Genomic DNA, 13,017 nt, shown 5'->3' with positions numbered 1-13,017 from the left:
TGCGGCCCGGCAATTCCCCGGGCCGTAGGTAATGTAACGCGCCGCGTGTTCAGCCTGCGGCAACGGCAGGCGACGGTCAGGCGACCTGCTGGCGGTACCAGTGCTCGATCAGGCTGCGCGAGATCGAGATCGGCGGGGACAGGCGGATGCCTTCGCCGTCGTCCTCGACATCCCGGGCCAGGGCAGCGCCCACTTCCTGGGCGGTGAACCAGCGGGCATCCTCAAGCTCGCCGTTCACGGTCGGCACGTCGTCTTCGGCCGTCGCGGCGAAGCCGAGCATCAGCGCGCCGGGGAACGGCCATGGCTGGGTCCCCAGGTAGCGGCACTCGCGCACGCGCACCCGGCTTTCCTCGAACACCTCACGGACCACGGTCTGCTCCAGCGATTCACCGGGCTCGACGAAGCCGGCCAGCACCGAATAGCGACGCGGGGCCCAGTTGGCCTGGCGGCCCAGCAGCAGCCGACCCTGGTTTTCCACGGCCACGATCACGGCCGGATCCACCCGCGGGTAATGTTCGGTTGCGCACTGGCCGCAGCGGCCGACGAAGCCGCCGCGGCTGAAGGTCACCGCGCCGCCACACACGCCGCAGAAACGGGTGCGCGACTGCCAGTAGGACATGCCGCGTGCGTAACAGAAGGCGGTGGAATCGGCGATCGACCAGGTCGCGGCCGACTGCCGCAGGTCGACCCGCTGCGGGGCCGTCACCGACAGGCCGGCGGCCTCCATCGAGAACCACGCCTGCTCGCCGCGCAGGCCGAGGAAGATCGCGGTACCCGGGCCACCGCCCAGCTCGGCGCCGGTCAGTGGCAGGGGCTGGCCGTCGTTGCCCGCCAGTGCGGTGCCGTCCTGGTCGAGCACCAATACGCGCGCGTCCGGCCACAGCCGCAACAACGCATCAGCGTCATCGCGCAGGGTATCGGAGCGCTCCAACGGCTCGCTGACGAAGGCGAAACCGGAAAGCTGCGAAGAGAATTTGGACATCGCAAGAGCCTGCCCACATTCGGCGGGACTGGCAAGCGGCAACCGACCCGCAGGCCGGTTGCGCGCGCATCACATGCTGAAACTGCTGCCGCAGCCGCAGGTGGTCTTCGCGTTCGGATTGCGGATCACGAACTGCGCGCCGGTCAGGCTCTCGGTGTAATCCACCTCGGCGCCCATCAGGTACTGCAGGCTCAGCGGATCCACCAGCAGGGTGACGCCCGCGGTATCCACCGCCAGATCGTCCTCGGCCCGGTTCTCATCGAACTCGAACCCGTACTGGAAGCCGGAACAGCCACCGCCTTCGATGTAGACGCGCAGGGCGAGGGCAGCGTTGCCCTCATCCTGGATCAGCTCCTTGACCTTGGCCGCAGCGGCCTCGGTGAAGTTCAGCGGACGGTCCAGGGACTGGTAGTTCGGCGCGGCGGCGGGTGCGCCGGGCAGGGAAACAAGCGTGCTCATGCCCCCAGCATGGGGCTGCATGAGCACGGTTTCAAGGTGAGGCGCCGGCGCGATTCAGGCCATCGCCTCGGCCAGCTTCTTGCGGGCGGCGGTGTCCTTGCCCTTGCCCTCGTCCGCATCCCCGGACGGCGGCGGCAGGGCCATCTGCGCCGAGGTGTGGATCAGGCGGCCGGTCAGCTGGGCACCGGCGTGCATTTCCACCACCTGGTAGTGGATATTGCCGGTGACCCGGGCGCTGGGGGTCAGTTCGACCCGCTCGGTGGCGTGCACATCCCCATCCAGGCGGCCGCTGATGACCACCACCTGGGCGCGGATCTCGCCCTCGATGGCGCCGTGCTCGGCCACCGTCAGGGTGGCGTTGCTGGCGCCGTCCTGGGCGATCACCTTGCCCAGGATGGTGCCTTCCACATACAGGCCACCGCTGAATTCCACGTCCCCGCGGATCACCACCTGCGCGCCGATCAGCGCGTCCACGACCAGATGTCCGTCGCGGTTGGACTTGTTGCTGCCAAACATGGGCTTACTCCCCTTCTTTTGCCGATGCCGCCGGTGCCCCGGCCTGTTTCCAATCGAATACCTGGGTGGCGCCCCCCGCGCCCGATCCCAGCGTGACCCGCACACGTTGCGGGGTGAAGCCTTGGGGCAGCATCACGCTGCCGGTGAGCTGCTGGAAGTACCGGAAGGAATAGTCCTGGCCCGGTACCTTGGTGCGCTGGTGCAGCTCGTCCCAGCTGACCGAGGTCAGCTTGCCGTCCTTGACGCCTTCCACGGTGAAGCGCATCTGCCCCTGGCTGATCGCCCCGCGGTTCAGGTTCTGGGTCAGCACCACGGCGTACTGCCAGGTGCCGCCGGTTTCCGGCGAAAACTCCACCGAATGGGTGTTCAGGCCCTTGCGCTGGCTGGTCGCCCCGACCAGGCGCTCGTAGAAGGCCACGTCGGCGCGCAGGCCGGCGATCTCTTCATCGCGCTCACCCAGCGAGGCCTGGACCTCGGTATTGGCAGCACGGCTGATGCGGTCGGAGGCCTGCAGGGTCGCCTGGCGCTGCTGCAGTTCGATGAGCTGCTGCTGGAGGCGCTCGTTGCGGGTCTCGGCGGCCTTGAGCTGGGTGCCGACGTCGCCGCCGGGCGAGCCCAGCCAGGCGCCGAGCAGCGCGGCCAGGATCAGCGACAGCAGCCAGGCACCGCCCAGCACCAGCAGGCGCTTGCGGTCCTGCACGGGCGGCGTGCCCGGCCGACGGATCTGGATGCGGGAAGGTGTGGGCTTATTCATGGCAGTCCTGGGCGACCGCGCCTGCCGGCGCTGTCGCAACGGCCCCTGTCTGGAACGACGGGCTAGTGTAAGTCAGGGGAAAGGCCTTGTCCGCGCAGGCTCGGGATCCGGGCAGTAGCGTTCATGGACGTCATCCACGATAGTGTGCGCCTGTGCACATTCTGCCACCGGAGCGCGTGCCATGACCGAAGCCCACCTGTTCGTGATCGGCATCCTGCTGGCCTGGCTGGCCGGTATCCGCGTGTACCTGACCGTGTTCGGCGTGGGGCTGGCCGGCCTGCTCGGCTGGGTCGACCTGCCGCCCGCGCTGCAGGCCACCGAATCGTGGTGGGTGCTGGGCACCTCGGCCGCGCTGGCCATCGCCGAGTTCTTCGCCGACAAGATCCCCGGGGTCGATTCAGTCTGGGACCTGGTCCAGACCCTGGCCCGGGTACCGGCGGGTGCGTTCCTGGCCGCGGCCACGCTCTCGCCCAGCGGTGAACTCAGCGGTACCGCCCTGGTGGCCGGGGCCGGGGTGGCGCTGGCCAGCCACGGGCTGAAGTCCGGCACCCGTGCCCTGCTCAACACCTCGCCCGAACCGGCCAGCAACTGGGTCGCCTCGGCGGCCGAAGACACCGTGGTGGTCGGCGGGCTGGCGCTCGCACTGGCGCACCCGTGGCTGGCGCTGATCCTGGTGGTGGCGTGCAGCCTGATCGGCGCGTTGATCGTGTGGATGATCTGGCGGACGCTGTGGAAGGGGATGCGCTGGCTGATGCGCCAGGCCGACAGTGGGCAGACGCAGGTGAAACCGGGCACCCTGCCCCGGTAAGGCGCGCCCTGCCTCCGGGCGTTCATCGCATAATTGCGGCGCAGACTGGGAGTACGGATGGCCGTTCACGACAACGTTGTTGCACCCGCCCGCGCCGTGCGCGCTGAAACGCCGCCGGCCGAGCACTGGCAGCGCTGGCAACGCCAGGCCACGCCCGCCGCGTTGGCGCACAGCAATGTCGTCGCGCTCAATCCTGTGCCGGCCAGCCCGCCGCCGTTGCTGCCGCCAATGACCACCGATGCCAGCGACCTGGTGCCGCCAGGCATCGATTCGCCGTACCGCGTCCTGATCGTCGAAGACGACCGCTCGCAGGCGCTGTTCGCACAGAGCGTGCTGCACGGCGCCGGCATGCAGGCGCTGGTGCACGGCGATGCCGAAGGCGTGCAGCAGGCCATCGCCGAGCATCGCCCCGACCTGATCCTGATGGACCTGCACCTGCCCGGCCTGGACGGCATGCGCCTGACCGCGTTGATCCGCCAGCAGCCTGGCCAGCAGCTGCTGCCGATCGTGTTCCTCAGTGGCGACCCGGATCCGGAGCGCCAGTTCGAGGTACTCGACAGCGGTGCCGATGATTTCCTCAGCAAGCCGATCCGCCCGCGCCACCTGATCGCGGCCGTCTCCAACCGGATCCGCCGCGCCCGTGCGCAGGCCGCCTCGCAGGCGGGCAACGCGGGTGCGCCGGCGATGAACAATCCCGAGACCGGCCTGCCCACCCGCCATCACGTGATGCAGGAGCTGGGCACCTCGCTCGCGCACCGCGATCGCGGCGGCCTGTTCTTCATCGAGATCGCCAGTGCGCTCGGCCTGCGCGAACGCTATGGCTATGCCGCCTTCGAACGGCTGATGACCCAGGCCGGCCAACGCCTGGCCGATGCCGCGCAACCGCACCTGCTGGCGCGCTTGAACGACAACAGCTTCCTGGTCCTGGCCCGCGATGCCGACGAGGACACGCTGGATACGATGGCGCACGCGCTGCGCGAACAGTTGTCCACGCGCGCGTTCGTGATCCGCGATGACGAATCGGTGCACCTGCGCGGCGTGGTCGGCCATGCCCAGCTTTCCCCGGGCTTCTCCGACGCGGGCAGCGCGCTGGAAGCGGTCGAACGCACGACGCTGCAGGCGCGCCTGCTGACCGCCGGCGTGGCCGCCTATGTGCGTCGCGAAGATGTGGCCGCACAGGAACATCTTGCGTTGCTGGAAGGGCAACTGGAACTGGCCTATCAACCCATCGTCGCCGTCGCCGGCGGCAACACCGCGCAGTACCAGGTGCTGCTGCGGCTGCGCCAGGCCGATGGCAGTGTGCTGGCCGCCGGCCAGGTGATTCCGGCGGCCGAGGCGGCCGGGCGCATCGCCGATCTTGACCAGCAGGTGCTCGACCACGCGCTGGGCCTGCTGGATCTGTATCGCCACGCCGCGCAACCGCTGCACCTGTTCGTCTCGCAGTCGCTGCGCACGCTGGCCCGCGATGCGTTCGGCGATTGGCTGCTGGAGTCGCTGGCCAGCCGCCAGATCGACGGCAGCGCGCTGGTCATCGACGTGCGCCTGCCTGATGCCCTGATCCACACCGTCACCCTGCAGCAGTTCTGCACGCGCATGCATGCGGCCGGCGTGCGCTTCTGCCTGAGCCAGTTCGAGCCGGGCGATGAGGCCAACGCCTTGATGGCGCAGCTGCCGCTGGCGTATGTGCGCATGGCCGCGCGCTTCTCCAACAGCCATGCCAACCAGCAGACCCGCGACGAACTGCGCGCAGCGATCGACCGGGCGCACCGCGCCGGGCTGCGCATCATCGGCCAGCAGATCGAAGATCCGCAGGCCGCGGCCGCGATGTGGATCAGCGGCGTTGATTTCATCCAGGGCAACATGGTCCAGTCCGCCGGCAGCGAACTGAACTTCGACTTCCAGAACTCGGTGCTCTGAGCATGGGACGCCACGGACGGCCAGCCCCCTCGCCCACCCCGGCCTCGCTGTGGATCGCCGCCGGGTCGGCCGCGGCCTGCGCGACCGCCGGCGTGATGGCACGGATCGGCGCCAATGGCCCCTGGATCGACATCGCCGCGGGCACCGCCGTGCTGGCGCTGCTGGCTGCGCTGCAGGTGGTGCGCCGCTGGCGGGAGACGCAGGATCAGTTCCACACCCTGCAGCTGCGCAGCGAGTCGCTGCTGCTGGAGCGCGATCACCTTCAACAACGCCGGCAGCAGCAGAACCAGCTCGAACAGGAACTGCTCAGCGCCAAGCAGGCCGCCGAAGCCGCGGCGCTGGCCAAGGGTGAGTTCCTGGCCACGATGAGCCATGAGATCCGCACGCCGCTCAACGGCATCCTGCCGATGCTGGACCTGATCGCGCGCGGCCAGCTCGGCAGCGACCAGCGGCAGATGCTGCAGACCGCCGCGACCAGCTCGCAGCAGCTGCTTCGCATCGTCGATGACATCCTCGATTACTCGCGGCTCGAAGCCAGGGGCCTGAACCTGGAGATCACCACGTTCAACCTGCGCGAGCTGCTGGAAGGACTGGTGCAGCTCATGCAGCGTGCCGCCGATCCCAAGGGCCTGCAGCTGTCGCTCGAGCTGGACCCGGCGGTGCGGTTGTCGGTTCGCGGCGATCCGGTGCGGCTGCGCCAGGTGCTCAGCAACCTGCTGGTCAACGCGATCAAGTTCACCGAGCGCGGCCAGATCCGGCTGCGCGTGCAGCGCCAGGGCGAGACCAACGCACAGCACCAGCTGCGGTTCGAGATCGCCGACAGCGGCATCGGCATCGATGACGCCCTGCAGGCGCGCCTGTTCCAGTCCTTCAGCCAGGCCGATGCCTCGACCACGCGCCTGTATGGCGGCACCGGCCTGGGGCTGGCGATCTGCAAGCGCATCATCGATCTCATGCACGGCCGCATCGGCGTGCATTCCACGCCCGGGCAGGGCGCCACGTTCTGGTTCGAGATCCCGCTGCTCAAGGTGATCGGCGACCTGCCCGCCATCGGCACCGTGCGCCGCGCCCTGCTGATCACGCGCGATGCGTTGCTGGCCCAGCGCATCGAGCGCGTGGCCCAGCACCATGACCTGCGCCTGCACACGGTGGAGACCGCCGCCGAAGCGATCGACGCCCTGCGCGCGCCGCAGCGCCCCGGCATCGACCCGGTGCTGGCCTGGGTCATCGCCGACACTGACGGCCTGCGTCACGGCACCCAGGCGCTGCAGAAGGCATTGGCCGGCAACGAGCGGCATGCCGGAGCGCAGCTGTTGTGGCTGTACGGCGAGGAGGCACCCGCGCCCGAGGCCCTCGGCCCGGGACCGGCGCTGCCGCGGCAGGTTGCAGACAGCGAACTGCATGCACTGCTGAGGCCGGTGGTCGCCAGCGCCCGGCCGGCCGCGCTGCTGGCCGAGGTGGAGTACGCCGGCTCGCCCATGGCCCTGCCGCAGTTCCCATTGCGCGTGCTGCTGGTGGAGGACAACAGCGTGAACCTGCTGGTCGCCCAGCGCCTGCTGCAGGTATTGGGCTGCGAGGTGGAGACCGCCACGCAGGGCGAGCAGGCGCTGGCGGCGCTGCACGCGCGGCCATTCGATGTGGTGTTGATGGATTGCCAGATGCCGGTGCTGGATGGCTACGACACCACCCGCCGTTGGCGCGCGCACGAGGCCCCGCGCGGCACCGCACGGTTGCCGATCGTGGCGATGACCGCCAACGCGATGGCCGGCGACCGCGAGCGCTGCCTGCAGGCCGGCATGGATGACTACCTGTCCAAGCCGATCAACCGCGAAACGCTGCAGGCCGTACTGGCGCGCTGGGGCAGTGCGATGGCCGATGACCCGGCAGTGCAGCCACCGTCCCTGCCTCAGCACGCGCCGGCTCCGCCCGCCGCTTCGCCGACCCGCGACGAGTCACCGGCCCCGGTGCTCGATCAGGAGGTGCTGGATGAACTGCTGGAGGTAGTCGGCGCCGACACCGCGCGCATCATCGGCGTGTTCCTGGATGACACGCCACCGTTGATCCGGCAGCTGCAGGACGCCTCGGTTGCCGCGGATCTGGACCAGCTGCGCGCGTTGGCGCACAGCCTCAAATCCGCCAGTGCGAATGTGGGTGCGATGGCCTTGTCGGCCGCGGCCTGGCGGATCGAGCACGATGCCCGCGCCGGCACGCTGGAGCGCCCCGCGGTCGCGGTGGCGCTGTTGATCGCCGAGTTCGCGCGTGCACGGATCGCGCTGGGCGGCTATCACGCCCGCCTGCGCGCCCCGTTGCAGGGCTGACTCAGTCTTCGATCTTAGTCAGCAGGTAGTTCGGTTCGCCGATGCGCTCGATCAGATCCAGCTGGGTTTCCAGCCAGTCGATATGCTCTTCCTCGGACTCGAGGATCTTCACGAACAGCTGGCGGCTGACGTAGTCACCGATCGAATCGGCATAGGCCACCGCTTCGCGCAGGGTCACCACGCCATCGCGTTCCAGGCTGAGGTCGCACTGCAGGATCTCGGCCGGGTTCTCGCCGATGCGCAGCTTGCCCAGTGCCTGGAAGTTCGGCAGGCCTTCGAGGAAGAGGATGCGGTCGGACAGGATGTCCGCATGCTTCATCTCTTCGATCGATTCCTTGTACTCGTGATCGGCGAGCTCCTTCAGACCCCAGTTCTTCAGCATCTTGGCGTGCAGGAAGTACTGGTTGATGGCGGTCAGCTCGTTGTAGAGGACCTTGTTGAGGAATTCGATGACTTTCGCGTCGCCCTTCATGAGCGTGCTCCTGCTGCGTGGAATCGCGGGCACTGTAGCGCGTCGCGCGGAAGCATGAAGGAACGCGAATCGTGCTCAGTTGCGACCCGGCAGAAGGGCAAGCCCACCCTGGGCGGCCGGCGGCTCGCGGGCGCACCGCCCGGTCAGGCGGCCTGGAGGCCCAGGACCGGCAGGGGCAGATCGTGGGTGGCGCTGAACTTGGCCAGCAGGTCCGCCGCCATGTCCAGGCAGGACCCGCAGGTGGCGCCGCAGCCGGTGCGCATCGTCAACTCGGACACGCTCGCGACACCGCTCTGGGCGGCTTCACGGATCTGATGGTCGGTAACCCCGTTGCAGATGCAGACGTACACGTGCGGACTCGGCAGGCAGGCCCGGATCGGCCTGCTGCTATTCCAATCGAAACGAGAATGGTTGTCAATTTCGAACCTGAATCATTCTCGATACGGTTCACGGCCACCGGGATCGCTCAGACCGCGCCCGGCTCGCCCTTGGTCTTGCGCGGCCAGTAGCCGCCGCCCCGCTTGGGCGTGGTGCGCTTGCGTGGCCGGTCGTGGCCGGCCGCATTGCCGGGCATCCAGGCTTCCTGGGCGGATTTCGGCATCGATTCCACCCCCGTCCCGGCCACTCCCCGGGCCAGCGGCGCCAGATGGCGCAGGGCGCGTGCGTAGACGCCCCGCTTGAACATCACCACGTGCTCCACCGGGTACCAGAAGTCGACCCAACGCCACTGGTCGAATTCGGGGCTGTCGGTATGGTCCAGGGTGACGTGGGATTCGTCCCCGGCCAGCCGCAGCAGGAACCACACCTGCTTCTGGCCGATGCAGACCTGCCGTTCATTGCGGCGGATGGCCCGGGCCGGCAGCCGATAGCGAAGCCAACCCGGCGTCGCCCCGAGCACTTCAACGTGCTCCGGCAACAGCCCGGTCTCTTCCTGCAACTCGCGATACATGGCTTCGACAGGCGTCTCGTCGGTGTTCATGCCGCCCTGCGGGAACTGCCAGCCATCCCGGCGCACGCGTCGTGCCCAGAAAACCTGCCCATCCTGCCGCATCAGCACAATACCGACGTTCGGTCGATAGCCGTCCGGATCGATCACGATGCGGACTCCTAGAAAAATCTACTGATCGGGACTGTGCCACGCCCGCTGCCCACTCACAAGCGCGGTGAAAAAGTGTTGACAGATTCCAGATACATCTCCAGAATTACCGGCTCCCTGAGGCTATGTAGCTCAGCCGGTTAGAGCACAGCACTCATAATGCTGGGGTCGGTGGTTCGAGTCCACCCATAGCCACCAAGTTCGCTTGGTTTTTCAGGGAGAAAGTGCAATAATTGCACGCACATTTTGCCCCGTCGCCAAGCGGTAAGGCACCTGACTCTGACTCAGGCATTCGGTGGTTCGAATCCATCCGGGGCAGCCAAACAAACAGAAAAGGCCGATCGAAAGATCGGCCTTTTCTGTTTGTTTGGGCGTTTGTCGGGACGCGAAGCGCCCGGACCCCACACCTTGCGCAGCAAGGTGTGGGCGCCAGCCCTCCCCTGCCCTGCCTGCCACATCCCCTCGCCTGGCGGCGCGCGCCCCCGGACGGGGACACCCACCCCCGGAAACGACAAAAGCCCGGCCGAAGCCGGGCTTTTGCGTACCTCCCAGGGGGATCCCGAAGGATCCCACGCCAGGCGCGATGGATCAGCGCTTGGAGAACTGGGTGGCGCGACGTGCCTTGTGCAGGCCGACCTTCTTACGCTCGACTTCACGGGCGTCACGGGTCATGAAGCCAGCCTTGCGCAGCTCGGACTTCAGGGTTTCGTCGTACTCGATCAGCGCGCGGGCGATGCCCAGACGGATCGCACCGGCCTGACCGGTGGTACCACCGCCAGCAGCGGTGACCATGATGTCGAAGGTTTCGGTGTTCTTGGTCAGTTCCAGCGGCTGACGCACGATCATGCGTGCAGTCTCACGGCCAAAGAACTCGTCCAGCGGACGGCCATTGACGGTGATGTTGCCGGCGCCCTTGCGCAGGAACACGCGGGCGGTGGAGGACTTGCGGCGGCCGGTGCCGTAGTTTTGCGTGATAGCCATGATTAGATATCCAGAACCTGGGGCTGCTGAGCGGCGTGCGGGTGCTCGGAACCCGAGTACACCTTGAGCTTGCGGTACATGGCGCGGCCCAGCGGGCCCTTCGGCAGCATGCCCTTGACGGCGGTCTCGATGACGCGCTCCGGGTGGCGCTCAAGCGCCTGGGCCAGAGTTTCGGTCTTCAGGTTGCCGATGTAGCCAGTGAAGCGGTGGTACAGCTTGTCCTGCAGCTTGTTGCCGGTGACGGCAATCTTTTCTGCATTGATGACAACCAGGTAATCACCGGTATCAACGTGGGGGGTGTAGACCGGCTTGTGCTTGCCGCGCAGACGGCGGGCCAGCTCGGTGGACAGACGGCCCAGCGTCTTGCCGGAAGCGTCGACGAGATACCAGTCGCGCTGGACGGTCTCGGACTTTGCAGTGAAAGTGCTCATGAAAGAACTCAAGTAGGTCGGGCTCATTACGGCGCAGTACGGCCGGAACTCTGCCACGCGTTGTGAAGAGGCGGGATTGTACTGGCCATCCCCACCACATGCAAGTTGACCCCGATCCCGGCTTGGCACACCGGCCCCATGGGGCGAGAATCGACGGTCCCCCGCCGCGACACCGCCTGCCATGACCGCGCTCCGCCAGATCACCCCGCTCGACCACCTGCTGACCGAAGCCCAGCGGGCCCTGGATACGGTGTTCGGCAACCCGCCGGCCAGCCGCCCCTACCCCGCCGAGGGCACCCCGGACGTGCAGATGGCCGCACCCGAGCGCCGCCACGCCGCCGGCCTGATGCGCATCAACCACGTCGGCGAGGTCTGCGCCCAGGGCCTGTACTTCGGCCAGGCCGCGGTCGCCCGCGAGCCGGAAACCCGCGCCCACCTGCTCGATGCGGCCCAGGAAGAGACCGACCACCTGGCCTGGTGCGCCCAGCGCCTGCGCGAACTGGACAGCCGTCCCAGCCTGTTCAACCCGATCTGGTATGCCGGCAGCTACACCATCGGCACCCTGGCGGGCCTGCGCGGGGACGGCTGGAACCTGGGTTTCGTGGTTGAAACCGAGCGCCAGGTGGAAGCCCATCTGGACGAACACCTGGACACCCTGCCGCCGGCCGACCTGCGCAGCCGCGAGGTGATCAAGGTGATGAAGATCGACGAGGCCCGCCACGCCGACCACGCCGAGCATGCCGGCGCGCGCAGGCTGCCCGCCCCGATCCCATCGGTGATGGCGCTGGCCTCCAAGGTCATGAAGACCATCGCGTACCGGTTGTAACGGCGTATCGACCAACGGTCGATACCTGCCGCGGTGGCGCGGAGGCCCAGCGGTAGCGTCCGACCGTTGGCCGGGCGACGATCAGACCGAGACCAGCTTCAGCCCGATCACCCCGGCCACGATCAACGCGATGCAGGCCAGCCGCGACGGCGAAGCGCTGTCGCCGAACAGGAAGATGCCCAGCATCGCCACGCCCAGTGCGCCGATCCCGGTCCAGATCGCATAGGCGGTGCCGACCGGAATGGATTTCATGGCCTGGCTCATCAGGTAGAGGCTGACCAGGGCGGCGGCGACGGTGGCCAGCGTGGGAAGGGGCTTGCTGAAGCCTTCGGAGTACTTCATTCCGATGGCGAAGCCGATCTCGAACAGACCGGCCACGAGAAGATAGATCCAGGGCATGGGGGATTCCTTGGGTTAACAAAAACAAAACGGCCCGGTGTTTTCACACCGGACCGTCGTCGGTAGCTGCCGTGGAACCCGATTTTGCGCAAACACCGGTTCCACAGGGCGGGCCGTCCCGCCTGGACGAGGTCGGCCGGGGCCAGGCCCGGACGAAATCGCAGGGTGTGCCTTACTCGGCCAGGTTGCGCCCGTGGAACAGCTCTTCGATCTCACGACGCAGCAGCGCCTCGATCTTCATGCGTTCCTTGAACGACAGGTTCTTGGCCTTCTCTTCGAACAGGTACTGGTCCAGGTCGAAGTCCTTCAGGTGCATCTTCGTGTGGAAGATGTTTTCCTGATAGACATTGACGTCGAACATCTCGTAGCGCGACTTGATGTTCTTGGCCAGGAAGTTCTGGATCGAGTTGATCTTGTGATCGATGTAGTGCTTCTTGCCCTTCACGTCACGGGTGAAGCCACGCACGCGGTAGTCCATGATCACGATGTCCGATTCCAGACTCTCGATCAGGTAGTTCAGCGCTTTCAGCGGGGAAATCACGCCACAGGTGGCCACATCGATGTCCGCGCGGAACGTGGCGATGCCCTCCTGCGGATGGGTTTCCGGGTAGGTATGGACAGTGATGTGGCTCTTGTCCATATGGGCGACCACGGCATCGGAGATCAGCTCCTTGCCGGCCTGCTTCTTGTCGATCACCGGCTCTTCCGAGATCAGGATCGTCACCGAGGCACCCTGGGGGTCGTAGTCCTGGCGGGCCACGTTCAGGATGTTCGCGCCGATGATCTCGGCAACGTCGGTCAGGATCTGAGTCAGCCTATCGGCGTTGTACTCTTCATCAATATATTCGATGTAACGCTGACGCTCCTCTTCGGTGCGGGCGTAACAGACGTCATAGATGTTGAAGCTCAGCGCCTTGGTGAGGTTGTTGAAACCCTGCAACCTCAGGCGAGGCAACGGCTTGACCACGGCGGTCGATCCTGTGTGTGGTGGGAAAGAAGTAATTATGGGGCAAAGTGATCGGGGGCGAAACTTGCATTGAAACGAGTAGCTGTGCTCG

Annotated in this window: 14 protein-coding genes, 2 tRNA genes and 1 pseudogene; 6 read left to right on the top strand and 11 right to left on the bottom strand. The window is 67.0% G+C overall.

Features of this window, described 5'->3' with window-relative positions; all coding sequences use genetic code 11:
* Nucleotides 1–76: 76 nt before the first annotated feature.
* The 4 genes and pseudogenes from nudC to POS15_RS19285 all read right to left on the bottom strand — a co-directional run bounded on the left by nudC (nt 77) and on the right by POS15_RS19285 (nt 2,711).
* Nucleotides 77–982: an NAD(+) diphosphatase gene (nudC, locus tag POS15_RS19300; RefSeq protein WP_284128689.1), complete on the bottom strand. Its 906-nt coding sequence runs from the start codon at nt 980–982 to the stop codon at nt 77–79.
* Between the two features lie 69 nt (nt 983–1,051).
* Entirely contained in the window at nt 1,052–1,441 is a 390-nt protein-coding gene (gene erpA, locus POS15_RS19295; protein ID WP_019185327.1) for an iron-sulfur cluster insertion protein ErpA, read from the bottom strand.
* Nucleotides 1,442–1,591: 150 nt separating this feature from the next.
* A pseudogene (locus POS15_RS19290) lies at nt 1,592–1,957 on the bottom strand (polymer-forming cytoskeletal protein); the annotation flags it as partial.
* Nucleotides 1,958–1,961: 4 nt separating this feature from the next.
* Complete coding sequence (locus tag POS15_RS19285; RefSeq protein ID WP_019185325.1) at nt 1,962–2,711, bottom strand: DUF6776 family protein; 750 nt, start codon at nt 2,709–2,711, stop codon at nt 1,962–1,964.
* 181 nt (nt 2,712–2,892) lie between these two features.
* Between POS15_RS19285 and POS15_RS19280 the strand changes: the two genes are divergently transcribed.
* The 3 genes from POS15_RS19280 to POS15_RS19270 are packed head-to-tail and all read left to right on the top strand — an operon-like array spanning nt 2,893 to nt 7,754.
* Nucleotides 2,893–3,519: a DUF4126 domain-containing protein gene (locus POS15_RS19280; protein ID WP_019185324.1), complete on the top strand. Its 627-nt coding sequence runs from the start codon at nt 2,893–2,895 to the stop codon at nt 3,517–3,519.
* 57 nt (nt 3,520–3,576) lie between these two features.
* On the top strand, nt 3,577–5,436 hold the full coding sequence (locus POS15_RS19275; RefSeq protein ID WP_019185323.1) for an EAL domain-containing response regulator: 1,860 nt from the start codon (nt 3,577–3,579) through the stop codon (nt 5,434–5,436).
* 2 nt (nt 5,437–5,438) lie between these two features.
* Nucleotides 5,439–7,754, top strand: coding sequence for an ATP-binding protein (locus POS15_RS19270; protein WP_080341517.1), 2,316 nt, complete (start codon nt 5,439–5,441; stop codon nt 7,752–7,754).
* Between the two features lies 1 nt (nt 7,755).
* Here POS15_RS19270 and bfr read toward each other — a convergent pair whose 3' ends face one another.
* The 3 genes from bfr to POS15_RS19255 all read right to left on the bottom strand — a co-directional run bounded on the left by bfr (nt 7,756) and on the right by POS15_RS19255 (nt 9,322).
* Nucleotides 7,756–8,226, bottom strand: coding sequence for a bacterioferritin (gene bfr, locus POS15_RS19265; protein WP_019185321.1), 471 nt, complete (start codon nt 8,224–8,226; stop codon nt 7,756–7,758).
* A gap of 143 nt (nt 8,227–8,369) precedes the next feature.
* Complete coding sequence (locus tag POS15_RS19260; RefSeq protein ID WP_019185320.1) at nt 8,370–8,576, bottom strand: (2Fe-2S)-binding protein; 207 nt, start codon at nt 8,574–8,576, stop codon at nt 8,370–8,372.
* Nucleotides 8,577–8,692: 116 nt separating this feature from the next.
* Nucleotides 8,693–9,322 (bottom strand): RNA pyrophosphohydrolase, encoded by a 630-nt coding sequence (locus POS15_RS19255; RefSeq protein WP_019185319.1) that lies wholly within the window; start codon nt 9,320–9,322, stop codon nt 8,693–8,695.
* A 121-nt stretch (nt 9,323–9,443) separates the two neighbouring features.
* On the opposite strand from POS15_RS19255, the gene POS15_RS19250 reads away from it, so the two are divergent.
* Nucleotides 9,444–9,520, top strand: a tRNA-Met gene (locus POS15_RS19250).
* A 49-nt stretch (nt 9,521–9,569) separates the two neighbouring features.
* A tRNA-Gln gene (locus POS15_RS19245) sits at nt 9,570–9,644 on the top strand.
* 266 nt (nt 9,645–9,910) lie between these two features.
* Here the strand turns inward: POS15_RS19245 and rpsI are convergent.
* Together rpsI and rplM are read right to left on the bottom strand one after the other, a co-directional pair.
* Nucleotides 9,911–10,303, bottom strand: coding sequence for a 30S ribosomal protein S9 (gene rpsI / locus POS15_RS19240; protein ID WP_019185318.1), 393 nt, complete (start codon nt 10,301–10,303; stop codon nt 9,911–9,913).
* Nucleotides 10,304–10,305: 2 nt separating this feature from the next.
* On the bottom strand, nt 10,306–10,734 hold the full coding sequence (rplM, locus tag POS15_RS19235; protein ID WP_017354548.1) for a 50S ribosomal protein L13: 429 nt from the start codon (nt 10,732–10,734) through the stop codon (nt 10,306–10,308).
* A 181-nt stretch (nt 10,735–10,915) separates the two neighbouring features.
* On the opposite strand from rplM, the gene coq7 reads away from it, so the two are divergent.
* Nucleotides 10,916–11,560: a 2-polyprenyl-3-methyl-6-methoxy-1,4-benzoquinone monooxygenase gene (gene coq7, locus POS15_RS19230; protein WP_019185317.1), complete on the top strand. Its 645-nt coding sequence runs from the start codon at nt 10,916–10,918 to the stop codon at nt 11,558–11,560.
* A gap of 81 nt (nt 11,561–11,641) precedes the next feature.
* Here the strand turns inward: coq7 and sugE are convergent, their stop codons facing one another.
* Together sugE and speD are read right to left on the bottom strand one after the other, a co-directional pair.
* Nucleotides 11,642–11,959, bottom strand: a complete 318-nt coding sequence (sugE, locus tag POS15_RS19225) for a quaternary ammonium compound efflux SMR transporter SugE (protein ID WP_019185316.1) — start codon at nt 11,957–11,959, stop codon at nt 11,642–11,644.
* A gap of 172 nt (nt 11,960–12,131) precedes the next feature.
* Complete coding sequence (speD, locus tag POS15_RS19220) at nt 12,132–12,926, bottom strand: adenosylmethionine decarboxylase (protein WP_019185315.1); 795 nt, start codon at nt 12,924–12,926, stop codon at nt 12,132–12,134.
* Between the last annotated feature and the right edge of the window lie 91 nt (nt 12,927–13,017).

The sequence above is a fragment of the Stenotrophomonas sp. BIO128-Bstrain genome (assembly GCF_030128875.1).
GTDB classification, from domain to species: domain Bacteria; phylum Pseudomonadota; class Gammaproteobacteria; order Xanthomonadales; family Xanthomonadaceae; genus Stenotrophomonas; species Stenotrophomonas bentonitica_A.
This window is presented reverse-complemented; position numbering and strand designations above follow the sequence as displayed.

Excerpts from the sequence above, each read along its gene's own strand:
- POS15_RS19280 (WP_019185324.1), top strand. The coding sequence starts at position 2,893 with ATGACCGAAGCCCACCTGTTCGTGATCGGCATCCTGCTGGCCTGGCTG.
- erpA (WP_019185327.1), bottom strand. The coding sequence starts at position 1,441 with ATGAGCACGCTTGTTTCCCTGCCCGGCGCACCCGCCGCCGCGCCGAAC.
- nudC (WP_284128689.1), bottom strand. The coding sequence starts at position 982 with ATGTCCAAATTCTCTTCGCAGCTTTCCGGTTTCGCCTTCGTCAGCGAG.
- POS15_RS19275 (WP_019185323.1), top strand. The coding sequence starts at position 3,577 with ATGGCCGTTCACGACAACGTTGTTGCACCCGCCCGCGCCGTGCGCGCT.
- rplM (WP_017354548.1), bottom strand. The coding sequence starts at position 10,734 with ATGAGCACTTTCACTGCAAAGTCCGAGACCGTCCAGCGCGACTGGTAT.
- bfr (WP_019185321.1), bottom strand. The coding sequence starts at position 8,226 with ATGAAGGGCGACGCGAAAGTCATCGAATTCCTCAACAAGGTCCTCTAC.
- sugE (WP_019185316.1), bottom strand. The coding sequence starts at position 11,959 with ATGCCCTGGATCTATCTTCTCGTGGCCGGTCTGTTCGAGATCGGCTTC.
- coq7 (WP_019185317.1), top strand. The coding sequence starts at position 10,916 with ATGACCGCGCTCCGCCAGATCACCCCGCTCGACCACCTGCTGACCGAA.
- POS15_RS19270 (WP_080341517.1), top strand. The coding sequence starts at position 5,439 with ATGGGACGCCACGGACGGCCAGCCCCCTCGCCCACCCCGGCCTCGCTG.
- POS15_RS19285 (WP_019185325.1), bottom strand. The coding sequence starts at position 2,711 with ATGAATAAGCCCACACCTTCCCGCATCCAGATCCGTCGGCCGGGCACG.
- rpsI (WP_019185318.1), bottom strand. The coding sequence starts at position 10,303 with ATGGCTATCACGCAAAACTACGGCACCGGCCGCCGCAAGTCCTCCACC.